A 24,498-nucleotide genomic window follows, 5' to 3' on the forward strand; every position below is an offset into this window, starting at 1 on the left:
TCCTGCCTATTGCCTCCTGCTATTCGTAGCGCAGCGCCACCATCGGATCAACTTTCGTGGCGCGGCGCGCGGGGATCAGACATGCCGCCAGCGCCACCAGCGCCAGCAACAGGGCGATTCCGGCGAAGGTCAGCGGGTCGTGGGCGCCAACCTGGAACAGCAGGCCCGATAGCAGGCTGGCGATCAGCCGCGTAATGATGAACGCGCCCGCCAGCCCGATGCCGACGCCTAAGAGCGTCAGCCCCATGCCCTGGCGCACGACCATTCGCAAGACGTCCGCGGAACTGGCTCCCAGAGCCATTCTGACGCCGATCTCGTGCGTCCGCTGCGAAACCGAATAAGCCATCACGCCGTAGATGCCGACGCCTGCCAACAGCAGCGCGACCACGGCAAACAGACTCATCAGCATCATGTTGAAACGCGGTCGCGCGATGGATTCCGAGACGACTTGCGTCATTGTCCGCGCGTTGTTGAGCGCCAGCGTGCTGTCCATCTCTGCGACCGTGCTGCGGATGGAGGGGATCATCCTGGCCGGGTCGCCCGACGTTCGCGCCACCAGCACCATCGAGCGCCGCGGCACTTGCGTGTTTACGGCGTACATCTGCGGGTAAGGCTCGGCGCCCAGTCCTTCGTGCCGCGTGTCCTGCACAATGCCGACGACCGTGAACCACGCCGGCTGCTGCGGCGAGCCCAGATTCATGCGCTTGCCGATGGGGTCTTCGTCCGCAAAGTAGCGGCGGGCGAGTGTGTCGTTAATCACAAAAGATTGCGGTGTCTTGGGGCCGTCCTGCTCTGACAGGTATCTGCCGCGCAGCAGCGGGATGCCCATCGTTTGAAAATACTCCGGCGTGACAATGCGATACTCGGCATCGGGCGTTTTGTCGGTCAGCCCCGGCACGTGTCCTTCGACATAAAAAGCGATCACGTTGCCGCCGCCGCTCAATGGCAGCGTGTCGATTGCGCCGGCGGCCTCGACGCCCGGCAGGTTCTGCACGCGGGTCAACAACTGTTGATAGAAAGCCGTTGCCTGCTGGCCTTCTTTATAGGTCGTGCCCGGCAGATAGACCTCGACCGCCAGGATGCGCTCCGGGTTGAAGCCCGGATCAACCTCCTGCAAGCGGACGAAGCTTTTCACCATCAAGCCGGCGCCGATCAGCGGCACCAGCGCCAGCGCTATTTCGGCGACGACCAGTATGCGACGAGCGCGACCACCGCGACCGCCTTCAGTCGTTCCGCGCCCGCCTTCCTTGAGCGTTTCGTTGAGATTCGGATTCGCCGCTTGCAGCGCCGGGAACAGACCGAACAACACGCCGGTGACCAGCGACACGCCGAAGGTGAAGAGCAGCACACGGGCGTCGAGGCTCACTTCGTTCAGGCGCGGAATGTCGCCAGGGGCGAGCGCCACCAGCGCTTCAATTCCCCATAAGGCGAGCAGCAAGCCGAGCCCGCCGCCGACGACTGCAAGCAAGACGCTTTCGGTCAGCAACTGCCGGACGATGCGCCCGCGCCGCGCGCCGAGCGCCGTGCGAATGGCCATCTCCTTCTGCCGCGCCGCCGCCCTCGCGAGCAAGAGGTTGGCGACGTTGGCGCAGGCGATCAGTAACAGGAAGCCGACAGCGCCCAACAAGACGACCAGCACGGGCCGCACGTCCCCAACGAAGCGCTCGTGCAGCGGCACGACAATCGTCCCCCAGCCGCTGTTGGTCGCCGCGTACTGTTGTTCGAGCTGCGCGGCGATGGTCGTCATCTCGGCGCGCGCTTGCTCGATGGCAACGCCGGGCTTCAGGCGCGCGATGACGCCCAGGTAATCGGCACGCCGCCCGGCCTTGGCGTAATCAACCTGCAAGGGCATCCACATCTCTGCCTTGCGGTTGGTTTCGGGGCGCGGGTGCTTGAAGTCCGCCGGCATGACGCCGACGACCGTAACCGGGTTGCCGTTGATGGTAATCGCCTGGCCGACGATACCCGGATCGCCGCCAAAGCGTCGCTGCCACAGCCCGTGGCTGAGCACGACGACGCGGCTGCTGTTCGGCTTGTCTTCGTCGGGCGTGAAGGTGCGCCCGATGGCCGGCAGCACGCCGAGCACTTCAAAAAAGCCGTCGGTGACATAGGCCCCGTCATAGCGTTCGGGCTCGCCACTGCCGGTCAGCGTCAATCGCGTGTTGGCGAACCCGCCCATCTCCTCGAAGCTCTGGCCCTGCGTCTTCCAATCGTTGTAGTCGGGAGCCGAGGCGGTTTCATGCTCAATGTCGTTGAGCGGGTTCGTGCCCCAGATCCAGACCAGGCGGTCGGCTTGCTTATAGGGCAGCGGACGAAGCAGCACGGCGTTGACGACCGAGAAGATGGCGGTGTTGGCGCCGATGCCTAAGGCCAGCGCCAGCACCAGCACGAATGTGAATCCGGGCTTCTTGAGCATCGTCCGAATGGCGAACCGCAGATCGTGCCAGAGTATCTCCATGACCTTACCTCCTGATCCAAGCAACGTGGGATTAAACAGGCTAACGCCCGCTGAGCTGACCGCTGTAATGGAAATGGCGTGCCAGGCAACAGGAAGCAGGAAGCAGGAAGCAGGAGGCAGTTGACTTGCGCGCTGACGTCAAACCGGTGCGGCGTCGCAAGTGGCAATTCGAGAAGGTTTTTCTGATGAATGCAGCAACGCCCAGGCGGAGAGCAGGCAACTTCTACTGCCTCCTGCTTCCTGCCTCCTGCCTCCTGATCTCTGTTCGCCTGTGGGAAGGCGGTTTCCCAAAGTCGCGCACGAGCTTCAGGCCGACAGCCCCGTGCGGATGGCGTGTTCGACGGCGTCGCAGAATAGATCAACCTCGTCGAGCGTCGTGTAGACGTTCGGCGTCACTCGGATGCCGCGGAACTCGTCGTGGACAATCGGCGTGACGATGATGTGGTGCTTCTCCCAGAGGTGCGCGCCGAGCTTCACCATGTCCATGCCCTCGACATTGAACAGCGCCAGGCCGCACGACTGCTGCGGGTCGTAAGGCGTCAGCACATGCACGCCTTTGTTCTGCTCCAGCCGCCGCGCCCAGCGCTCTTTCAGGTAGCGCAAGCGCGCCGCCTTGCGCTCGGCGCCGATGCCTTCGTAAAAGGTCAGCGCCTCGGCGATGGCATTATGATTGGCCGCCGGGTGGGTGCCGATCTCTTCAAACTTGCGGATGTCGTCGTCCTGCTTCGGCTCGGCGGCCATCAGCGGCCAGAGCTTCTTGAGCTTCGATTTTCGGACGTACAGCATGCCTGTGCCGATGGGCGCCAGCAGCCACTTGTGCAGGCTGGTGCCGTAGTAATCGCAGTCGAGGTCGGCGTGCTTGAAGGGGAAATGCGCAAAGGCGTGCGCGCCGTCGACGATAACTTCGATGCCGCGCTCACGTCCCAGCTGGCAGATGCGCTTGACCGGAAAAATCTGCCCCGTCAGGTTGGTGATGTGGCAGCAGTGAATGACCCGCGTGCGCGGCGTGATGGCGCGCTCGAAACGGTTGTAGAGGTCGTCCATCGAAGGCGGCGGCACCGGAAACGAGATGGTGTTGACCTTGATGCCTTCGCGCCGCTCGCGCTGCCGCCAGGCGTTGAGCATGCGGGGATAATCCTGATTCGTCGTCAGCACTTCGTCGCCCGCCTTCAAGTCGAGGCCGAAGATGCAGATTTCCAGCGACTCGCTGGCGTTGCGCGTGATGGCCAGCTCTTCCGGGTCGCAGCCGAATTGCCGCGCCAGACGCTGGCGCACGGTTTCGATCTGCGGCTCAAGTACGCGCCACATCGTATGCACCGGCGCTTCGTTCGAGTACGCCAGGTGGCGGACGAGCGCTTCCTGTACGACGCGCGGCGACGGCGAGACGCCGCCGTTGTTCAGGTTGATGAGCGAGCGGTCAACGGTGAAGGCTTGCTGAATCTCGCGCCAGAAGGTTTCGTCCTTGGCGATGGCTTCGGGCGAATCCGTGACGCCGCGGGTTGCCGCCAGAATGCGGCTGATGCCGCCTTCGCTGAACGAAGCCATCGCGGTCATTGCCGTCGCCGCGCCCGCGGCTCGCATGAATCGTCGTCGTGTTAGCATCATCCCCTCCCGGCTGTCTGCTTTGCGCTTGCTGTGCAGCGATTCTATCACAGCGCCTCGCACTCCCCAACCGCCCTGATTAGCGCCTGGAAAGCGGCAAAGTTTGACAAGCCTCGCGCGCCTCGTGTAGCTTTCTGCCTGCAATCCATCGCATCTTTCAAGCAGAGGAGCAAGCCATGTCCATCAAATCATTCGAGCCAAAATTCATGAAAGTCGGAGTCTTGACCGCCGCGTTGCAAGAGCTGACGCCGCGCGAGAAACGTGACCCCGATCCCGATCTCGCCATCGAAGAATGGGTACAGTTTGCCAGTGAAGTCGGCGCTGACAACATTCAACTCTCTGCCGCGCTACACCCGAGCGAATCCGACGTTCCCGCCGAAGCCCTGCTCGATCCCGTCGCCAACACCCTCGACCTGCGCCAGCCGTTCAACGAGCAGCGCGCCCGCCGCGTGCTTGCAGCCTTGAGCGAATACCGCATCGGCATCTCGGACGTCGGTTACTTCGACAACATGCTGCACCACGACGCGGCGCTCAGGCAGAAGAAACATGATTTCATGCGGCGCGTCTTTGACGCCGCCGCGCTTCTCGGCGTAGACGCGGTGTGCGGCTTCGTGGGCCGCAATCAGACCTTGAGCATGGATCAAAACCTGATTGACTTTGAAGAGCACTTCGTCCCGCTGCTCAAGGAAGCCAAGGCGCGCAACCTGACTTATCGCATCGAACAATGCCCGATGCCCGGCTGGACAACCGGCGACAACTTTCACAACAACATCGCCTATGCGCCCGGCCCGTGGATCGCGCTGCACCGCATCTGCGAGCGCCACGGCGTCGGCGACCAGTTACGCATTCACTACGACCCGTCGCACGCCATCCTGATGGGCCAGGACACGCGCTCGATCTTTCAATACCTGAAAGACGAAGGCTACAACTTCCTGATCGGCGGCTTTCACGTCAAAGGGCAGGTCATTCACGCCAAAGGCGTCGCGGCGTGGGGTTACGGCGGCCAGACGATGGAGCGCGGCGACTGGAAAGACGGCAAGCCATCAGAGAACCCGGCAGACCAGGCCAACGCCTGGCTCAAGCAGACCGTATTGTGCGAACACGAGCTGCCCGGCACGGCGCGGCACGACCCGCTGGCTTACTTGCAAAACCGCACAGTGGATTGGCTCGATCATCAACTGGCAGCGCGCGAGCTGTTGGCGCTGGATGTCGCCAACACGCACCTGATCGTCGAGCACGAATATCCGCCGGCGCGCGTGCAGGACAAGGAAAAGCTGAAGCCGATCCTGCAAGGCTCCATTGCCTTCACGCGCAAGATCGATGAAGCCGCCGCCTGCATGTTCGCTTTGCAAAACGAAGTCCTGCCCGCGCAGGGCATCCCTGTGCAAGGCATCGGGCGCCAGGCGTACCGCTCCTAAAAGAGGAGGCAGGAGGCAGGAGGCAGGAGGCAGTCAAGACAGCAGGTAAACACAGAAGGCAGCAGGCGATGATGCGAGGATCACTGACCTGCTGCCTTCAATGTTTTATCACTGCTTCCTGCTTCCTGCCTCCTGCCTCCTACCTCACGCCCGCTTCGGACAGATAGCCGCGCATCACCGTGGCGTAATGCGGGATGGCGACTTCCGGCTCTTCGATCTCGGGGTGCCACTTCTTCTCCCACTCAAAGCAGTAGTAACCGCGATAGCCACCCGCGGCCAGCACCTTGACCGTCTCTTTCACAGGCACATCGCCGGTGCCGGTCAGCACATAGCGGCGATCCTTGTCGGCAGGCTTTGAATCTTTCAGGTGCGTGTGGCGGACGAACCGACCGAGACGTTTGAAGGTTTCGGCGGGCGTTTCGTGACCGGTCACCACCGTATGGTGCGCGTCCCACAGCAGCGCCGCCGTCGGCAGGTTCGCACCCTGCAAGATGGGCAGCAGCGCCGCCGAGGTAGTGAACTCGTCGTGCGATTCGATCAGCAAGGTCACGCCGCTTCCCAGCGCGTGCTCGTGCAGCGTCTTAAACCCGGCGATGATTAACTCGGTGGCGGATTGCATCGTCTGCCCGACGCCCTTCCCACCAAAGACCCGCACGTAAGGCGAGCCGAGCTGGTGCGCCAGATCGATGAAGCGGCGCGCCTCATCCAGTTGTGCGGCGCGCCTTCCAGCGTCAGCTTCACCCAGGCGAGCCGAGGCGCCGAGGTCGGAAATCTTCACCCCTACAGCGTCGAGGTCTTTTACACTCTCTGTCAATTTACTGCCGATGAACTGTGGGCTTTTCGGCAAATCCATCTCGCCCATCAGCCCGCGCAACTCGATGGCGGCATAGCCGAGCCGGGTCGCTTGATCGAGAATCTTCTTCCACTCCCAGTTCGGGCAGCCGAGCGTTGAAAAGGCCATCGGCAGGCGGGCGACCTTGCGGGCGGCCCACCTGCCGGCGTTGATGACGACAGGCGCGGCCGCCGCCGCTAGCGATTGAATGAAGGTTCGCCGCGAAGTTGATGTCATGGTGATTGCACCTTCCGCTTTGCGTTAGACTGTTTCCCACTTGCCTGAGCCGGCGGCGCGCTCCATCGCGTCGAGCGCGCGTTGGTTGCGCACGCCGTCTTCAAAGTTCGGCGTCGGCACCTTGTCGTCGGCGATGCCTTTCAGCAGATCAAGCACGGTGTGCGTGAAGGTGTGCTCGTAGCCGATGATGTGGCCGGGCGGCCACCAGCCGCTCATAAAAGGATGTGAACCGTCGGTCGCCAGCACTGTGCGGAAGCCGCTGTTTGGGCCTTCTTCGATGTACAGCTCTAGCTCGTTCAGCCGTTCGAGGTTGAAGGCCAGCGACCCCTTACTGCCATTAATCTCGAAGCGCAGATAATTCTTGCGGCCCGTGGCAAAGCGCGTCGCTTCAATCGTGCCGATGGCGCCCGTGGCAAAGCGCACCAGGTTGAGCGAGGCGTCGTCTACGTCAACCGGCGCGCGCTCGGTTGAACCGGGCAAGGGCCGCTCATGGATGAAGGTCTTGAGCAGGCTCGCCGTCTCGGTGACTTCACCGACCAGGAAGCGCGAGAGGTCGAGAACGTGCGAGGCGATGTCGCCGAGCGCCCCCGAACCGGCTTCGGATTTTTGCAAGCGCCAGACGCGCGGGAACTCTGGGTCAACGATCCAGTCTTGCAGGTAGGTGCCGCGGAAGTGACGAAGCTCGCCGATGCGGCCTTCGTCAATCAACTGTTTGGCGAGCTGCACGGCGGGGGCGCGGCGGTAATTGTGACAGAGCATGTGAATCACCCCCGCGCGCTTGACGGCGTCGAGCATCTGCTCGGCTTCGGCGAGCGTGTTGGCGAGCGGCTTCTCGCAGAAGACTACTTTTTGGGCTTCGGCGGCGGCGATGGCAATCGGCTTATGCGAATCGCCGGGCGTGCAGATGTCAATGACATCGATGTCGGGCCGCGCGACGACCTCTTCCCAGCGGGTCGCGGCCTCTTCCCATCCCAGTTTATCGGCGGCTTGCCGGACGGCGGTCTGGTCGCGCCCGCAGACGACCTTCAGCACCGGCTCGTAAGGCGTGTCGAAAAACCGCGCCACCTGCCGCCAGGCATTGCTGTGCGCTTTGCCCATGAATTTGTAGCCGATCATTGCGATGTTGAGTTTTTTTGTCATAGCGCCCGCAACTTAACTTTCTCGCGCCGCTCATGTCAAGCACCGCGCCGGAGAAAATTATTGAAAAACGCCCGGCGACTGCGTATATTCGTCAACATCAGCAGGATGACCCCGCACCCCCGACAACTCGACGACTTGAGGAGATAAACATGGCGGAAATCAAAGGGGTGTTACTCAACGCATGGGTGGATCTATTGAAGAAGCGCTATGGCGATCAAGCGGTCGCCGCGGCCAGTGACACCGTCAGCCGCAAAGACCCTTCGCTGCGCTCGGCGTTCTTTCTGCCGACGAACTGGTATCCTTACAGCGCCCTGGATGGCCTGCGCCGCATGACGCAGGCGCTGGCGACGCCAGGCGCGCCGCTGCTATCGGTCGAAGTCGGGCGTCACATGGCCGAGTATGTCTTCACAGGCGTCTACCGCACACTGCTCGCCAAGGACCCGGTCAAGCAGTTAGAAAAATTCCCCTCCATCCGAGAGTTCTTTTTCCACGACACGCATCAACTGGAGATCGAGCACACCGGCGAGGCGCGCTGCATTGTGCGCTACCGCTACGAGGCCGGCGTCCAGCCGACGCGCGCCGTCTGCGAGAGCCTCGGCGGCTTCTGGAGCAAGGCGCTCGACCTGGCCGGCGCGTCCAACACGCGCTTCACGCACCCGAACTGCATTCTCAAAGGTAACTCGTGCTGCGAGTTCGCGCTCTCGTGGCAGACGCCGCAGACCAACCGCTGATGGCGCGCTTGACTTTTGAGCCCCGGCGGTTAAAAGTTACTTCTGCACCGACGTAGGCGCGTGCAATCCCAGACAAGTTGCTTGAGCAAATCCGTGGCGGGCGCTCCCGGCGCCTGCGCATCGAACTTCGGGAGAGATTTCATCATGGCTGAATCAAAAGACAAGTTGACTCGCAGAGAAGCGCTCAAAGGTCTGTCGGTCGGCGCCGGCGTCATTGCCACGCTGCCGGTGCTGAACGCGACGGCCGCGGCTCAGGAACACCAGCACATGCACACGGCGACGCAGACGGCAGCCGAGGCCAAGCCGCAGCCGCTCAAGTTCTTCACGCCGGAAGAGAACCGCACGGTCGTCGAGATGTCCGAGCGCATCATCCCGGCAGACGATTCGTCGCCCGGCGCCAAAGCCGCGCGCGTCAACGAGTACATCGATCTGGTGGTCAGCGAATCGCCCGAAGCCGTCAAGCAGACCTGGCGCGAGGGTCTGAGTGCGGTCAACCAGGTGAGCAACGACAAGTTCAAGAAAGCCTACGCTGATCTGAGCGCCGAGCAGCAGGTCGAGCTGTTGAAGGCCATCAGCAACAACGAGCGCAACCCGCAGACGGTCGCCGAAAAATTCTTCCGCACCATCAAGAATGCGACGATTGATGGCTACTACACGTCGGAGATCGGCATTCACAAAGAGCTGAAGTACAAAGGCAACTCGTACCTCAAAGAATTCGTCGGCTGCACGCACCCCGAGCATCAGGGCTAGTGCGGGTTTCAATTGGAAGTAGCGCAATCTGATAGATTGCGCGAGTCGCTGCACAATCTATCAGATTGCGCTACACAGCAAACGCTGCGGCTCCTTCGTATCGCGTAGGCCGCAGCCTGTGCGCCGCGTTTTCCTACCTGCTTATGATCAAGAAACTCTTTACTATCCTCGTCGTCGCCCTGGCCGCCGCCTTCGCGCAGACCGGCACGGGCGAGGCGGCGCGCGCCAAACATCGCGTGCTTTACCTTACACATTCCGCCGGCTTCAAACATGAGGTGCTGCCGGTGTCGGAAACGATCATGAAAGAGATCGGCGAGCGCAGCGGCATGTTCGAGGTGACGGCGACGAAAGACTGCGCGCTGCTCAGCCGCGAAGGGCTGAAGCCATACGACGCCGTTGTCTTTTACACCACGGGCGAGCTGCCTATCACGGACGAGCAGAAAGCGGCGTTCTTAGACTTCATTAAATCGGGCAAAGGCTTCGTCGGCATTCACAGCGCCACCGACACGTTTTACAAGTGGCCCGAGTACGGCGAGTTGATTGGCGGCTACTTCGATCAGCACCCCTGGCACAAGGACGTCACCGTGCGCGTCGAAGATAACAAACACCCGGCGACGCGGCACCTCGACAAATCGTTTCAGATCAAGGACGAGATTTATCAATTCAAAGATTTCTCGCGCCAGCGCGTTCACGTGCTGTTGAGCCTCGACCCGGATTCGGTTGATCTGACGCTGCCGGCGGTGCATCGCAAGGATAAAGATTTTGCGCTGGCGTGGTGGCGTGATTATGGCAAGGGGCGCGTCTTTTACACGGCGCTCGGCCACCGCGAAGAGGTCTGGCGCGATGCCCGTTTCCAACAGCTCATCCTCGGGGCGCTCTCCTGGGCCATGAAAGACAAGTCGGCGCGATAATCATCATTCCTGCTGCTCACCAAGCATCTCAACACGGAAGAGAGGCGGCTTTCGACCGCCTCTCTTCTATTCAGGCACACCCCGCATCACAGCGATTGCAGGAACGCGATCAGGTGGGTGCGCCTTGCCCGCCGCAAACCGTTGTAGCGCGCAACTACATCCCGCGCTTCGCCGGCATGACGGCGTATGGCTTCGTCCAGCGTCAACGTCGCCGCGTCGTGCATCAGTCGCGCTCGCACGTGCAAGCCCCAGAGCGGCGGCGTCCGCAGCTTGTTGGCCGTCGCCGGCCCGCCATTCTGCACAATGCCGTCGCCTGTGCCAACGTCGTGCAGCAGGAAATCGCTGAACGGATGAATGGCTTTGCCGCCGAGCGCCGGCGGCACCGTGAATGTGCCGCCATTGATGACAGTGCCGGCGGCCGCGGTGTTGATCGTCGGCACGTGACAGATGGCGCAGCCGATCTGGTTAAAAATCTCCGCGCCTTCGCGCGCATCATCGGTCGCAGCGAGCGCTTCGTCGCGCGGCGGCACTCTGGTCGCCCGCATGAAGCGCGCGAAAGCGTCAATGTCATTGTCGTTGTCTTCCGGGTCGGCCACGCCATCATAAGCCGCGACCGAATGGCCCATTGAAGTGTTCTCGCGCGGCAGCAGCCGGTTGGTAATGCCGATCTCATTCAGGTAGGCGTCGGCAGAAAACGACAGCAGGCTGGCGTGCTGATTCTTCCAGCCAAAGCGGCCCACGCGCATCTGGCCCGGCGCTTCGAGCAAGGGCACGCGGATCACCTGCCCGGCGATCATGCCGCCCGAATCGCGTGGCTGGCTGGCGGCAATCGCCATCAGCGTGGCGTCGTCAATCGCTTCGACGTAACCATCGCCGAGCGTGCTGAGCGACGAGCGAAAAGCGCGCACATCTTCATCAATCGTGACGCGCTCCTGCAACGAGTAATGAATCGCCCGGTCGTTGATCAGCGAGCCGCCCGGCGCTTCAAAGAAATTGCCCGCCCCGTCGCGGTGCCCTGCGCGCATGACGGTTACCTGGCTGCTGCTGCCGGTGACTGGATTCTGATGACACTCGGCGCACGACTGCGCGTTGTAGACCGGCCCCAGGCCGTCGGCAATCGTGTCGCGCTCCTCGAACGCTTCGCGGTCGGCGTCGAATGTCGCTTGATCGACCATGCCATTGCTCTCATTTGCGAACCCGGCGAGCGCTTCGATAGCGACCGTCTCCTGGACGGCCTGCGTCCGCACCACCGGCCACAACAACATCGCGACGAACAACACCAGTAGACAGCGTTTCAGTGATCTCATGGCAAGTATCCTCCACAGAGGCCGGGCACACGGCGGGCTGGGAGCCAGGGCGCTCCGGCTGAATGATGGCGTTTCTTTCAGTGGTTGTGGTGCGCCGACTTCTACGGGGCGACGCAGGAGAGACGCGGCGACCGAGGCGACGCGGCGAGAGGGCTAGAGGGCGACAAGGCGATGGGGCGACGGGGCGACGCAACAACCTCGAATCTCTTCGCCGCCTTCCCTTCGCCGCGTCGCCGTGTCTCCGCGTCGCCGCGTCGCAGTGAGCTAAGGCCGGCGCGGCGGGGGCGGCGCGTTGACAACCTCGTAGCCCGCGGGCACCGCGAACAGCGAAGCGTCCAAAGTGGCGTTGCGCTGAATCTCTGTAAATCGCCGCGCGTGCTTGTGACCATCCGAGAGCACCGACTCCATCAGCAATGGCAGCCGTAACTCTTCGGACACCCAGGTCTGTGTGGTTTCGGTCACGTTGCCCTCTGACGCGTCGGGCGGCGGCGGTAGCGTGCGCGTGACTTCCCAGCCCTGCGCCGTCAAGCCTTCGATCTGGCGCGTACCGAGGTCTTTTCTTTCAGGCCGGGGACCATCGGGGCGCGGCGGCGGGGGCGGCGGCATCATGCGATTCGGCGGCGGGCCATTCGCGCCCGCGGGCGGTGGCGGCGGGGGCGGCGGGGGCATAAAGGCATCGCCCGGGCCACGACCGCGCGGGCCGCCCGGCGGCAACGGCATCTTGTGCGCGACGTGCTGCTCGGTGTCCAGCTCGTAGCGGGTGCGCGCCACCGGGTCGGTAATCGTAATGTGATTGCCGACCTCGACGCGTGTGCGACCTTCAGCGTCGCGATAGAACTGGCCGACCTCTGTGCCCGCCCCATGATTCGGGTCTGTATGCTCAATCACAATCTTCGCCCGCAGCGGCTCGAATGCCGGGCGCTCCTGCGCCGAAATGGCGAGCAGCGGGGCCATAAGAATCAAAGCCATGCCGGTCCATAAAACTCCTGGTCTCATCTCATCCTTCCTTTCTACCAATCTTCGTCCGACCTTTGCCGTGTCAGGCGGCGCGACCGCATCAGGTTCGGCCCGCCGTTTTATGACCAGGCGATTATAAGCACAAAAGCCCGGCAGGTGGTGTAAAGCTCTGGTAAAGACAGCGGCGCTTTGTAAAGATCAGGTAAAGTCTGGCGCAGGCCGGCGGCAAGCGCGGCGCGGCTGCGCTATAATCGCCGCTGTGTCGCCCGTGCGGATCAAAGAAAGATGGTTGTTGGTCGGCCTGCTGATGCTAGCCCTGCTGCTGGCGGCTGCCGCGTTGCTGCAATATCGCTGGATCAAACGCGCCAGCGAAGCCGACCTGCTGGAGCGCCGCCAGTCGCTCAATGGCGCGCTGGCCGGCATTAAAGGCGAGTTCAACGGTGCCGTCCAGGAATTGATTCCCATGTTTCGCCCCTCGCCCGAAGTGCCGCCCGGCGCCAACCTGGAATCACACCTCTTGCGACTCTACTCACAATGGCAGAGCGCCGCCAACCGCCCGCAACTGCTCGGCGCGCTCTACCTCGGCGAGCAGGTGAATGGCCAATCAAGGTTCAGCCAACTGAATGGGCGCGAGCGCAAATTCACGCCGCAACCGTGGCCCGCCGCCCTCAGCTTTTATCAAGAAATCCTCGACAAACGATTACGCATGCCGGGCGGCGGGCTGGCTTACTTTCCGCGCGGCATGGCTTTCGAGCTAATAGGATCGCGCCCTGTGCTGATCTTCCCACTGGTTGAAACCGGCGGCAGGCCCGGCGATTGGCCACCCGAACCGCTGTCACCGCCGCCACTTCGCAACGAGGGACAACCGCCACGCAACGAGGGGCAACCGCCGCCGCGCAACGATGCGCAGCCGCCCCCGCCGCCGCCGGGAGATGAGCCACGCCCTTTGCGCGACCTGATGATTCCGGGCCCCGCCGACCAGCCGCCCGGCGCGCCGGTGTTGCGCGGCTGGTGCTTCCTCGAATTGAGCAGCGAGTATCTCAAATCACAGTTCCTGCCGGGGTTGGTCGAGCGGCTCTTCGGCGCGGCGGGTCTGAGCAACTATCAACTGGCAGTCGTTGGCGGCGACGGGCCGGAGATGATTTATCAGTCGGATGCCAGCCTTACACTTGATGCGCTCCGACAGGTTGACGCAGGCACAGTGATACTCGGGCAGGAAACCATGCCGCGGATTGCGCCGCCCCCCAATGGGCCACCTCCCAACGGGCCGCCGGGCAATGAGCCGCGCCCGCCACCCGGCGAAGGCCCGCCGCGCCGCGATGACCCGTCACGCCGCGATGGTCCACCGCCCCGAGCCATCAACAACCCGCCGCCGCGCCCGCCCGAGCGCCCGCTGCGCCCGTTGCGCCGGCCTGAAGACGAGTTCCGCGCCGATGCCTCGCCGGGCAATTCCTGGCGGCTGGTCGCTCGCCATCGCGCCGGCTCGCTCGATAATGAGGTCGGGCAAACTCGCAGGCGCAATCTGGCGCTCAACTTCGGCATCTTCCTGCTGCTCGGCGGCAGCATCGCCGTGATGGTGCTGGCCGCGCAGCGCGCCCGCCGGCTCGCTCGGCAGCAGATGGAGTTCGTAGCCAGCATTACACACGAACTGCGCACGCCACTGAGCGTCATTCACTCGGCAAGCTATAACCTTGCGAGCGGCGTCGTCAGCCAGCCACGGCGCGTGCAGGATTACGGGGCGATGATTCAGAACGAGACCCGCCGTTTGTCGGCGCAGGTCGAGCAGGCTTTGAGCTTCGCAGGCATCCAGGCCAACCGCCGGCAGTACGACTTTCAGCCCGTTCGCCTGGACGAGATCGTCGAGCGCGCCATGAGCGATTGCGCGCCGGCGTTTGCCGAAGCCGGCTGGCAGGTCGAGTATGAAAAAGACGAGCCGCCGCCCCGCGTGCTTGCCGACGCGCCGGCGCTGGAGAGTGCGGTCAAGAACCTTTTGCAAAATGCGCTCAAATACGCTGACGCCGGCAAGCAGTTGCGCGTCAATGTCCGCGCGCATCGCCATGGCCGGCGCAATGAGGCGCGGATTACCATTACGGATCGCGGGCCGGGTATCGCGGCGCAAGACCTGCCGCACCTGTTCGAGCCGTTTTATCGCGGCGCGGCGGTGATGGCTTCGCCGGCCTCGGGCGCCGGCCTCGGGCTGAGCATCGTGCGCAAGCATGTCGAAGCGCATCGCGGGCGCGTCACGGCGGCTTCAGACAACGGCGCCACGTTCACGATTCACCTGCCGGGGCTGGACGTATGAATCACTCTGATGTGGCGCAAGGCGGTTAGCTTGCGCGAAGCCATGCGCAAGCTAACCGCCTTGCGCCACATTCACGACAACAGGCACATCATGGCGCATCGCATTCTGATTATCGAAGACGAGCCGGGGCTGGTGCTGACGCTGACGGATTTGCTGGCGAGCGAAGGCTACGAGGTCGAGAGCGCGACGGACGGCATCAGCGGCTTGCGCATGGCGGCCGAGGCGGCATTCGAGCTAATCCTGCTCGACGTGATGCTGCCGGGCAAGAATGGCTTTGACATCTGCCGCGACCTGCGCGCCCGCGAGGTCACGACGCCGGTGATGATGCTGACGGCGCGCGGTCAGGTGATCGATAAAGTGCTGGGCTTGAAGCTCGGCGCTGATGATTATCTGACCAAGCCGTTCGAGCCGATGGAACTACTGGCCCGTGTTGAAGCCATGCTGCGTCGGCAGTCGTCGCTTGCAGCAACGAAAGCCGCCGAGACCTTTCGCTTCGGCGCTATCGAAGTAGACTTTCGCAGCACCGAAGTCCGGCGCGACGGCCGAGCGGTCGAGATGTCTGCCCGCGAGTTCGAGCTACTGCGCTTTTTCATCGCGCATCGCGGCGCGACCATTTCGCGTGAGCAGTTGCAACGCGAAGTCTGGGGCTACGGCGCAGAGATTCTGACGCGCACGGTTGACGTTCATGTCGGCTGGCTCAGGCAGAAGCTCGAAGACGACGCTCGCCATCCGCGCCACTTCCTGACCGTGCGTGGCTTCGGCTACAAATTCGTTGACCGTTAGCTGCCGCCGCCTTCGACCACCTTGATGTATTTATTTAGCGGCAGATTGGTGAGCTTATCCACGCGCCCGCTCGGCCATTTGATCTCGACGCTGTCAATCTTCGCCGCTCGGCCCACGCCGAGAATTTCACGTGGGTCGTGTGATGAAAGAAAGCTGCCGCCGCTCGTCTTCAATCGGCTGCGACGGACGCCGCCGGCTTCCCAGGTGATGATGGCGCCGACCGCGCCCGGATTGCTGCGCGTCGCCGTCAGTTGCAGCCCCAGCCAGTTGCCGCGATTGCCGCCTTCGTTGCGCAGCAGCAGCGGCGGCTCGCCGTTGTTGATGATCAGCACGTCGAGGTCGCCGTCATTGTCGTAATCGCCGACCGACATGCCACGCGCCGAGAAATCTTTTTTAAAGACGTCGCCCGATTGCGCGCTGACGTTGATGTACTTGCCATTGACGTTCTCGAAGAGCAGCAAGGGCTCGCGATAAGTCACCTTCAGCGACTGTGTCTCGACCATATCGTCGGGGTGGCCGTTGGCCAGGATCAAGTCGGGGTCGCCGTCGTTGTCATAATCGAAGAACTTCGAGCCCCAGCCGCTCAACAGCCGTGTGGCCGGGCCAATCTCGCCCGGTCGGTCAATGAAGGATAGGTCTTTCTGATTGCGATAGAGGCTGAACAGCTCTTGATCGATGTTGGCGACGAAGAGGTCTTGCCAGCCGTCGCCGTCAAAGTCGCCGGCGTCTACGCCCATCCCTGAGCGCGGGCTGCCGGCGTCGCTGTAGGCGACTCCCGAAGCCAGCCCGATCTCTTCAAACTTGCCGCTGCCTTTGTTGAGAAAGAGGAAGTTGGCGACCGTGTCGTTGGCGACAAACAGATCCATCAAGCCATCGTTGTTGATGTCTGTGGCGACGGCGCCGAAGGATTTGCCGAGCGAGTTGGCGATGCCGGATGACTTGCTGACGTCGGTGAATTTGCCATTGCCGTCGTTGTGGAACAGGTAGCTCGGGCGCGGCTTGAAGATGCGCGGCACGCAGTAGTAGCGCCGGCCTATGCGGTTGTCGCCGCAGAAGACCGTGCCGGTGCCGCTGTACTGCACGAAGCTCGACACAAAAAGGTCGAGCTTGCCATCGTTGTCGTAATCGAACCACGTCGCGCAGGTTGACCAGTTCGGCGCGGCGACGCCGGCTTTGTCTGTGACGTCCGTAAACGTCCCGTTGCCGTTGTTGTGAAAGAGCCGGTTGCGGCCATAGTTGGTGACGTAGAGATCGGTCCAGCCATCGCCATCATAATCGGCGGCGGCGGCGCCCATGCCGAAATCGCCCATCTGTCCGCAGGCGACGCCGGCCTTCTCGGCCACGTCCGTAAACGTGCCGTCGTGGTTGTTGCGATAGAGCGCATTGTGCAGCGGCGTCTTCGGCGTGAAGAAATCTGACGGGCCGCTGTTGACCAGATAGATGTCGAGCCAGCCGTCGTTGTCAAAGTCGAAGAACAGCCCGCCGCCGCCGCAGGTCTCCGGCAAGTGGCGCAGCTCTGAGCGCCCGTTGTCGTGCGTCCAGGTGATTTTACTTACGCTCGGCGGAACCTCGACGAAGGTGACCGGGGCCGGCTTCAGCGGCGCTTGCGCTCGCGCCGGCAGCGGCGCGATGGCCACCATCGCCATCAGAATCAGGGCGAAATACCGCATAGTCTCGTAACTCCTCACTCGCGTCTCGACCCACATTGCGCGACTCAATTCGGGTAGTCGTCGCCGGACTTCACAATGCGAATGTAATGGTCGGTGAATTTAAAATGCGCGGCGGGCGGCCCGAACTTCGGCATGTGACATGAGACACAATCCTTGGTGCTGACCGGGCAGCTTACGGTCGAGCCCGGCACGGCGGGCTTTGCCGCCAGCGCGCCAGGCTTGGCTTTCACCGCATGACAGGCCGTACACTTGGCATCATAAGAAGCGACCTCGCGCTTGAGCGGCTCGTGCGGGTCGTGGCAGGCCGTGCAACTGATTCGCCGGTCGTCCGAATAACACTTGCTGTGAAAGATGCGGTACGGCTGAAAGCGCACGTTGTTGATCTCAAGACTCTTCAGCATATTGAACTCTTCCGTGCCGCGATGACACGCGCCGCAAAAGTCCTGAGACAGCTCGTCGCCGCCCAGGCGACCGGGGTTGAAGATGAGCTTGGCGCTCGGCTCGCCGGCGCGGCTCGCGGTCACGTGCTTGCCGCCCGGCCCGTGACACCCTTCACAGCGAATGCCCGCCGCCGCTTGGTCCAGATGCAACTGCCCGCCAGTGACCGACCCCGTAGAATGGCAACTGAAACAGCTCGCCGCCTCGTGATCCCCAAGGCGGCGACCGAGCGCCTTTTCCAGCGACACCGGCACCGTGCGCGGCGCGCCGATGGTGAAATCCAATCCGCCGGCTTCCTTGTAATAACTCACCAGGCTTTCATATAGACCGCCCTGGTATTCGAGCACATAGGTCTGCCCGGCTTTGCCCTGCCCGAGGGCGTAAAGGATCGGCACCTTGATCGTCTCTTTGCCGTCAGTCACCGTGTAAAGGCTCTGCTTATCTTGCCGCTTGATCTCGTAGGTGTAAGGGCCTGTGCGAAAGGTCATCGCCGGGTTCTGCGTCAGCACCAGCGAGTTGCTGACCGCTTCCATCGCCATGCCCATGGCGCTTTGCCCATGCGTGGTAACTTTGTTCTTGTGACACTCGGCGCAGACCTGATCGCCAAGAAATTCAGTGCCGACCGGCACACGGCGCGGATGCCAGCGCGGCGCGGCGTTTTGCGGCGCGGCGTCAGATGCGGCGTTAGATGAAGCCCACGTGCCGGCGGCGAAAAGCGCCAGATAGAGGGCCAGTACCGTCAGGCTCAAGGTATGCCTGGTTACACGCAGATTTGTCATATCACTTCTCGGCACACGACTCACGCACCGAACCGCTTGCTACGACGAGGAACGCGCAAGTCGCTTAAACTTTCAAGGCTTTGCTTTGGGCTGGCTGTCGTCCGTATCGCCGCCGGCGCGCGGGCCGCGGCGCGCATTATATTGTTCCTGAAGCTGCTTAAACAATTCACGTTCACGCGCCGCATCGGCCTGCCGACCGGCGCGCGTGTAGGCGCGCGCCAGCGCAAAGTGCATCTCCGGGCTACTGGGCGCCAGCCGCACGCCTTCTTCCAGCTCTTTGACGGCGCGCTCGGTCTGCCCCAGCTCAAGCAGGACGCGACCCAGGACGTTGCGCGCCGCGTACATCTTTGGCGCTAACTGCACGCCCTTCTCCGCGAGCGGCAGGCTGGTGTCGTATTCGCCACGCTTGAGGAACTCGAAGGCCATCTGCACCATCGCCGGATAGTGCGCCGGCGAAATCTCCAGCTCGCGGCGGAACTCTTTGAGCGCCGCGTCGGCATCCTGATTCATCAGAAAGACGCCATAGGCGTAATGGACGTTGGGCGCGTCCGCGTAACGTTTGAGCAGCACGTCGAACGCGGCACGCGCTTCGTCAATGCGCCGCGCCGCCATGAAAAATCCTGCGCGCCCGGCAGCCAGCACCTGCTCGCGCTTGTCGGGCGGAATCTCCAAAGGCAGAAAGGGCATGCGCAACAGCGTCAGCCCGAACGCCTCGACCACCTTGGGGCTGTCGTTGCCGACGGTAATGAATTCGCTGAGAATGTCGTAAGCGATCTCGAACTGCTCGAAGCGAATGTAGAGCAGCGCCGTGTGATAGCGGACGACTGACTCGATCTCCTGATTGCCGGCAAATCCTAAGGCGCGACCGCGTTGCAGCGAGACCACGGCGTGGTCGTATTCGCGGGTTTGAAATTCGCACAAGCCGAGCATGCCCCATGCCGCGCCGCGCTTGGGGTCGAGCGACACGAAGTTGCGGAACGCGTCGCGCGCCTCGGCATAGCGGTCGCCGTCGTAGAGGATGGCGCCGATATTCCACCAGCCTTCGGCCCAGGTCGGGCGCAGCTTCAGGGCCTTCACATAATCATCAAAGGCTTCGGTCAAGCGACCGGCCTGGCGCGCCTCGTCGCCCGCCTTGACCGCCTGATCAAAGGCCGGATTGTTTTTTGCGGCTTGCGTCTGGGCAGGCGCGCGCCGTGTCTTTGAGCGGCCCTGCGTCCGAGCTTGAACGCCGCCGGCGGCGGCGAGCAGAATCGCCGCCATCAATAAAGCGCCGGCGTAGGTGTTAGAGCGTGAGAGGGTCATGAAAATCTATTGTCTCTCTTTCTGCTCGATGGGCTTGGTCGGTGCGTTGGCCGGCGGCTTGACCGGGTCGAGCCGGTCATTCTCCTGCACGCCCGGCTGCCTGGCCTGCTGCTCGGCGGTCAGCTTCTGAATGATGGCGCGCTCGCGCTGGCCGTCTTCGGGTCGGTTGAGCCGATAGTAAACCGAGGCCAGCAACACGTGCGCTTCGACAAAATCGGGATACTCTTTGGCGACCGCTTCGAGCAGCAGCCGGGCATCGGCGGGCTTGCCGGTCGCCGCGTAGACTGCGCCCAGGTGATAGCGGGCGTAGGAATCGCGCGGGCGCAAGCGGGCGGCGCGCGTCAGGTAACCGAGCGCCTCATCAAACGCCTTGTCGCGGCGCAGCAGAATGCCGATGTAGAGGTTCGCTTCAAAGTCATTCGGGTTATTCGCCAGCTCGACTTTGAAAATCGCTTTGGCCTTTTCGGGATCGCCCAGGCGCATCAGCGCCCGCCCGTACCAGGTGTGCAGGCCGGGCAGCTTGGGGTTCAATTCGATGGCGCGCTCAAGCTCTTTCATGGCGCCCGCCCCATCATCGGCGAGCAGCAGAATCGAGCCCAGCAACATTCGCGCTTCCGCCGAATCTTCGCCGTGAAAGACTCGATCAATCAACTCCTGGCCGCGCTTCATCTGGCCGTCGCCGACCAGGGCGCTGCCCAACAGGTAAGCCACCGTGCGGTCGTTGGCGTCGGCCTCCGCCAGCGGCGTCAACAGCTCGATGACCGGCTTGTACTGGCCGAGGCGCACATCGCAATCGGCCAGCAACAAGGTCGCGTTGCGCCGTTCAGGCGCTTGCCTTGGCGCGGCGGCAAGAAAGCTCGTCAGCTCGGCGGCGGCTTCCGTAAACCACGCGGCCTTATAGTAAGCCAGGGCGAGGTTGAAACGAATCGTCTGGTTGCGTGTGTCGCGCGCCAGGGCTTGCTTATACTGCGCGATGGCGTCTTCGTAGCGCCCCAGCCGCGAATACGCCGCGCCGAGGTTCGAGCGCACATCCGCCCGGTCGGGGTGCGCCGCCAGGATCGCTTGATAGCCGCGGATCGCTCCTTCGATGTCGCCCGCCTGATGCAGTTCGGTCGCCCGCGCAAAGGCGCGATCAACATCCGCCGGGCCGGCCTGAGCCAGTGCCGGCGCGGCCTGCGCCAGCCAGACGCAAGCGACAAGCGAGATCATCGCTTTCACGAACTGCCTTGATCTTTTCGTGGTTGCCATTTATGACTTCCAGTTTGATGTGCAAGAATTCTATGAAAGAATCTGGGCAAAATTATACACCAGACCTTTTGCCATTTCCAGGCTACGCCACCCGCCGCTTCAGCGCCCGGCTTACGCCGCGGCAGGGCCATTCAGTTCTGCGAAACAGGGATGAGAAACAAACACAGAGACAGGGAGACACAGAGACACAGAGTCTTCTCTGTGTGCCTCCGTGTCTCTGTGTCTCTCTGTTTAATTCATCTTTATGAATGTCGAGAACTGATTGCCCCTGCCGCCGCAGCGCATCACCATAAGTCAAGGACTGGCTGGCAAATGGCGGTCAAGCCGACTATACTGATGACACCCATTTTTTGCGCTGAGAGACAGTACAATGAAGATTTATGTTAGCCTCCTTCTGCTGATTATCGTCAGCCTTTCTAATTCTCTTTCGGTCATTGCGCAGACGCCGCAGCAGCCGTCACAAGACGATCAGGTCGTCCGCGTCCGAACTACCGAAGTCGCGCTCGACGTCGTCGTTAAAGATAAGAAGGGCCGCCCGGTCAAAGACCTGACGGCTGGCGACTTTGAAGTTTATGAAGACGGCGTTCGCCAGCGCGTCGAATCGTTCCGCTTCGTGGTGCGCGAAGCGCCCGTCACGAAGGGCAACACCCCGGAGCGCAAAGCAGACAAGCCGGTGCCGCAGCCAGTCCTCGGCGGCGCTTCGACGCCCGGCGTGATCGCCCTGGTCTTTGACCGCCTCTCGCCCGAAGCGCGCTCGCTGGCGCGCAAGGCCGGGATGGCTTACGTGCAGGAGGCGATGGCCGCCGGCGATTACACAGGCGTCTTCGGCATCGATCAATCGCTACGCACCCTGCAATCGTTCACCGACAATCCGGAACTGATCAAACAGGCGGTCGAGCGCGCCACCGGCGCGGCCACGTCCACTTATGTCTCGGGCAGCGCCAAAGTTCGGGAAAATTCCGACCGGGTCACTGGCCTCGATCAGACGCAAACCTCGTCAATCGCCGCAGCAGCCGAGGCGGGCGCAGCCCATGATGGGGCAGCCGCAAGCGCGGCGGGCGCGGCTGCCGGACAGGCCGCCGCCCAGGCGAAGCTCCTTGAGATGGAGAACGACATCCTCCAACAGTACGAAACTCTCGAACGCGACCAGCAGGGGTTTGCGACCATCAACAGCTTGCTTGCGGTCATCAACCCGATGCAGAACCTGCCGGGGCGCAAGACGCTGATCCTCTTCTCGGAGGGCCTGTCGCTGCCGCCGTCCGTGCTGACGAAATTCCCCGCCGTCATCAGCGCCGCCAACCGCGCCAACGTCACCATCTACGCCATCGATGCGGCCGGGCTGCGCACAGAGAGCAGCGCCGGCGAAGCCGCACGCGAAATCAACTCGATTGTCAATGGGCGTATGCGGCAGCAGGGCCGCGGTGTAGACACCGCCTCGGGGCCTTACATGAAAGCGCTGGAGCGCAACGAAGATTTGCTGCGGCTCGACCCGCGCAGCGGCCTCGGCCAGTTGGCCGACCAGACCGGCGGCTTCCTGATTCATGACACCAACGATCTGGCCGCGGGGCTGCGCCGCATTGATGATGATATGCGCGGCTATTACCTGGTCACCTATATTCCGAAGAACGACGACTACAATGGTCGCTTCCGGCACATCAATGTGAAGCTGAGCCGCTCGAACCTCGACGTGCAGACGCGCAAGGGCTATTACGCGGTCGAATCGGTCGGCAACCTGCCGGTGCTCGATTACGAAGCGCCGGCGCTGGCGGCGGCGCGCAATGCGCGCGGCGCGGCTGACCCGTCTTCGTTCCACGCGGCGGCCTTGAGCTTCCCGGCCGGCAATCGTCCGGGCCTGGCGCTGGTGCTCGCCGAGGCGCCGATCTCTGCCTTCACCTTCGCGCCGAGCGCCGACAAGAAGACTTACAACAGCGATTTTTCAGTCGTCGCCCTGGTCAAAGACTCAGCCGGCCAGGTGGTTCAGAAAATGAGCCAGCATTATCCGCTCAACGGCCCGCTCGATCAGCTCGACGCGGCCCGAAAAGGCGACCTGCTCTTCTATCGCGAAGCGCAGCTTGCGCCCGGCAGTTACACGGTGGAATTGATCGCTTATGACGCGATGACCAGCAAGGCAAGCGTGCGCGCGAGCCGCCTGGAGATTGCCGCGCTTGATGAAAGCAAGCCGCGGCTGAGCAGCGTCGCGGTGCTGAAGCGCGCCGAGCGGCTGACCGCCGACGAGCAGAAGAAAGATCAGCCGTTGCACTTCGGCGAGCTGGTGGTCTATCCCAATCTCGGCGAGCCGCTGCCCAAGTCTGCGACCAAGCAGATGGCCTTCTTCTTTACCGCCTGGCCGGCCAAAGGCTCGACCGCCCCGCTACAGCTCACGATGGAGATATTGCAGAACAATCGGTCGTTGGGACAGACCTCGGCGCAACTGCCGGCAGCCGATGAGCATGGACAGATCAAGTACGCGAGCGCTTTGCCGCTCGATAAATTCCAGCCCGGCAATTATGAGTTGAAGGTGACGGTCAGCGACGGCAAGAACCGCGTCAGCAGTTCGGCCCCGTTTAAGATTGCGCCCTGAAAAATCGGGTTAGCGCTTCGCTTCGCCGCCGAGGCGCTTTTCAAGCAGCCGAGCTTCTTTCACATACTCGCCGTTCGGCGCTTCTTTAAGATAAATGCGGACGGCGCGCGTTGCTTCGGCACCGTCGCCGCGGTCGGAGTAGATGCGCGCCAGGTGGTAGTGCGCCGCCACACATTCAGCGCCGCCCATGACCAGCGCCTTGACCAGCTCGCGCTCGGCGCTCGCCGGATCGCCGCGCTCCAGCATCGCGATGCCCAGCCATAACCGCGCCACCGGTCGCCCGCTATCGATGGCAATCGCCTGATTCAACTGCGCGATGGCGCCCAGATAATCGCGGCGCTCGACGCGCACCAGCCCGAGGTTAAATTTGGCGTTGAAGTTCTTCGGGTCATGCTCAAACACCATCAGAAATAGCTGCTCTGCCTCATCCACCCGCTTCAGCTTGAGGTACTGTGCGCCGAGGTCATTGCGCGCCGCGAGGTAATCAGGATAGAGCTTGACCGCTTCCTGGAAGTGCGCGGCGGCCTGCTGGATGTCGCCTTTGCTGACCAGCTTCAAGCCCGCCTCGTACTCCTTTTTCGCGGCTGCCGGCACCGGCTGGCGCAGCTCGGCGGCCGAGACGACGCGAGTGCCGATGCTCATCGTCGTCGTCGCCATCTTTTCGCGCAACTCCAACCTTAGCTCCCAGACCACGCCGCGCCCCAGCACCACCTTTTCGGTGACCGGCTCAAAGCTGCGGTCATCCACTTCGGCCTGCACGTAGTAAATGCCTTCGCTGAGGTTGCCGATCTGAAACTCGCCATGCTTATTGGTGTAGAGGACAGACAACACGCTCAACGAGTTTTTGAAGGTGATCTTGACGTTGCGATCAGCCGAAAACCCGGAAGGCAGGGTAACGCGGCCTTCGATGACGGCGTTATTGGTGTCCGCCGAGCGGTACTTGGTTTCGATGTCCTGCGCGCTCGCCGCCGCCGCCGCCAGCGCCCACCACAAGGTCAATCCCATGCAAGCGTGAATCGGTCTCACTCTCATGAAATACCTCCCCGGGAAAC

Annotated in this window: 18 protein-coding genes; 7 read left to right on the plus strand and 11 right to left on the minus strand. The window is 62.6% G+C overall.

The genetic code is table 11. The features are described 5' to 3' along the window. Positions 1-19 precede the first annotated feature (19 nt). Both VJ464_21225 and VJ464_21230 read right to left on the minus strand, forming a co-directional pair. Positions 20-2,458, minus strand: a complete 2,439-nt coding sequence (locus tag VJ464_21225; GenBank protein HKQ07662.1) for an ABC transporter permease — start codon at positions 2,456-2,458, stop codon at positions 20-22. Positions 2,459-2,764: 306 nt separating this feature from the next. Then, the gene (locus VJ464_21230) at positions 2,765-4,063 is read right to left on the minus strand and encodes an aminotransferase class V-fold PLP-dependent enzyme (GenBank protein HKQ07663.1); all 1,299 of its coding nucleotides are present in this window, start codon (positions 4,061-4,063) and stop codon (positions 2,765-2,767) included. A 173-nt stretch (positions 4,064-4,236) separates the two neighbouring features. On the opposite strand from VJ464_21230, the gene VJ464_21235 reads away from it, so the two are divergent. Further along, entirely contained in the window at positions 4,237-5,478 is a 1,242-nt protein-coding gene (locus VJ464_21235) for a TIM barrel protein (GenBank protein HKQ07664.1), read from the plus strand. 139 nt (positions 5,479-5,617) lie between these two features. On the opposite strand, the gene VJ464_21240 is transcribed toward VJ464_21235, so the two are convergent. Continuing rightward, positions 5,618-6,547, minus strand: a complete 930-nt coding sequence (locus tag VJ464_21240; GenBank protein HKQ07665.1) for a sugar phosphate isomerase/epimerase family protein — start codon at positions 6,545-6,547, stop codon at positions 5,618-5,620. A gap of 24 nt (positions 6,548-6,571) precedes the next feature. Continuing rightward, entirely contained in the window at positions 6,572-7,687 is a 1,116-nt protein-coding gene (locus VJ464_21245; GenBank protein ID HKQ07666.1) for a Gfo/Idh/MocA family oxidoreductase, read from the minus strand. Between the two features lie 149 nt (positions 7,688-7,836). Here VJ464_21245 and VJ464_21250 point away from each other — a divergent pair, with 149 nt between their 5' ends. The 3 genes from VJ464_21250 to VJ464_21260 all read left to right on the plus strand — a co-directional run bounded on the left by VJ464_21250 (position 7,837) and on the right by VJ464_21260 (position 10,079). Next, a complete protein-coding gene (locus VJ464_21250; GenBank protein HKQ07667.1) occupies positions 7,837-8,418 on the plus strand; it encodes a hypothetical protein in 582 nt (193 codons plus the stop codon). 144 nt (positions 8,419-8,562) lie between these two features. Continuing rightward, positions 8,563-9,168: a gluconate 2-dehydrogenase subunit 3 family protein gene (locus tag VJ464_21255; protein ID HKQ07668.1), complete on the plus strand. Its 606-nt coding sequence runs from the start codon at positions 8,563-8,565 to the stop codon at positions 9,166-9,168. A gap of 143 nt (positions 9,169-9,311) precedes the next feature. After that, on the plus strand, positions 9,312-10,079 hold the full coding sequence (locus VJ464_21260) for a ThuA domain-containing protein (protein ID HKQ07669.1): 768 nt from the start codon (positions 9,312-9,314) through the stop codon (positions 10,077-10,079). Positions 10,080-10,165: 86 nt separating this feature from the next. Here VJ464_21260 and VJ464_21265 read toward each other — a convergent pair whose 3' ends face one another. Both VJ464_21265 and VJ464_21270 read right to left on the minus strand, forming a co-directional pair. Then, complete coding sequence (locus tag VJ464_21265) at positions 10,166-11,386, minus strand: di-heme oxidoredictase family protein (protein HKQ07670.1); 1,221 nt, start codon at positions 11,384-11,386, stop codon at positions 10,166-10,168. Positions 11,387-11,650: 264 nt separating this feature from the next. After that, complete coding sequence (locus VJ464_21270; GenBank protein ID HKQ07671.1) at positions 11,651-12,382, minus strand: hypothetical protein; 732 nt, start codon at positions 12,380-12,382, stop codon at positions 11,651-11,653. Between the two features lie 229 nt (positions 12,383-12,611). Here VJ464_21270 and VJ464_21275 point away from each other — a divergent pair, with 229 nt between their 5' ends. Together VJ464_21275 and VJ464_21280 are read left to right on the plus strand one after the other, a co-directional pair. Then, the gene (locus VJ464_21275) at positions 12,612-14,645 is read left to right on the plus strand and encodes a HAMP domain-containing sensor histidine kinase (GenBank protein ID HKQ07672.1); all 2,034 of its coding nucleotides are present in this window, start codon (positions 12,612-12,614) and stop codon (positions 14,643-14,645) included. Positions 14,646-14,654: 9 nt separating this feature from the next. After that, a complete protein-coding gene (locus VJ464_21280; GenBank protein HKQ07673.1) occupies positions 14,655-15,428 on the plus strand; it encodes a response regulator transcription factor in 774 nt (257 codons plus the stop codon). Here the strand turns inward: VJ464_21280 and VJ464_21285 are convergent. The 4 genes from VJ464_21285 to VJ464_21300 all read right to left on the minus strand — a co-directional run bounded on the left by VJ464_21285 (position 15,425) and on the right by VJ464_21300 (position 20,865). Continuing rightward, positions 15,425-17,098, minus strand: a complete 1,674-nt coding sequence (locus tag VJ464_21285; GenBank protein ID HKQ07674.1) for a CRTAC1 family protein — start codon at positions 17,096-17,098, stop codon at positions 15,425-15,427. The genes VJ464_21280 and VJ464_21285 overlap by 4 nt on opposite strands. Before the next feature lie 44 nt (positions 17,099-17,142). Next, a complete protein-coding gene (locus VJ464_21290; GenBank protein ID HKQ07675.1) occupies positions 17,143-18,315 on the minus strand; it encodes a multiheme c-type cytochrome in 1,173 nt (390 codons plus the stop codon). A gap of 72 nt (positions 18,316-18,387) precedes the next feature. Further along, positions 18,388-19,617 (minus strand): tetratricopeptide repeat protein, encoded by a 1,230-nt coding sequence (locus VJ464_21295; GenBank protein ID HKQ07676.1) that lies wholly within the window; start codon positions 19,615-19,617, stop codon positions 18,388-18,390. Between the two features lie 6 nt (positions 19,618-19,623). Next, positions 19,624-20,865 (minus strand): tetratricopeptide repeat protein, encoded by a 1,242-nt coding sequence (locus VJ464_21300; protein ID HKQ07677.1) that lies wholly within the window; start codon positions 20,863-20,865, stop codon positions 19,624-19,626. Between the two features lie 370 nt (positions 20,866-21,235). Between VJ464_21300 and VJ464_21305 the strand changes: the two genes are divergently transcribed. Beyond that, the gene (locus VJ464_21305) at positions 21,236-23,446 is read left to right on the plus strand and encodes a VWA domain-containing protein (protein ID HKQ07678.1); all 2,211 of its coding nucleotides are present in this window, start codon (positions 21,236-21,238) and stop codon (positions 23,444-23,446) included. A gap of 9 nt (positions 23,447-23,455) precedes the next feature. On the opposite strand, the gene VJ464_21310 is transcribed toward VJ464_21305, so the two are convergent. Next, entirely contained in the window at positions 23,456-24,478 is a 1,023-nt protein-coding gene (locus VJ464_21310) for a tetratricopeptide repeat protein (GenBank protein ID HKQ07679.1), read from the minus strand. Between the last annotated feature and the right edge of the window lie 20 nt (positions 24,479-24,498).

Source organism: Blastocatellia bacterium (genome assembly GCA_035275065.1).
Taxonomy (GTDB): Bacteria; Acidobacteriota; Blastocatellia; order UBA7656; family UBA7656; genus DATENM01.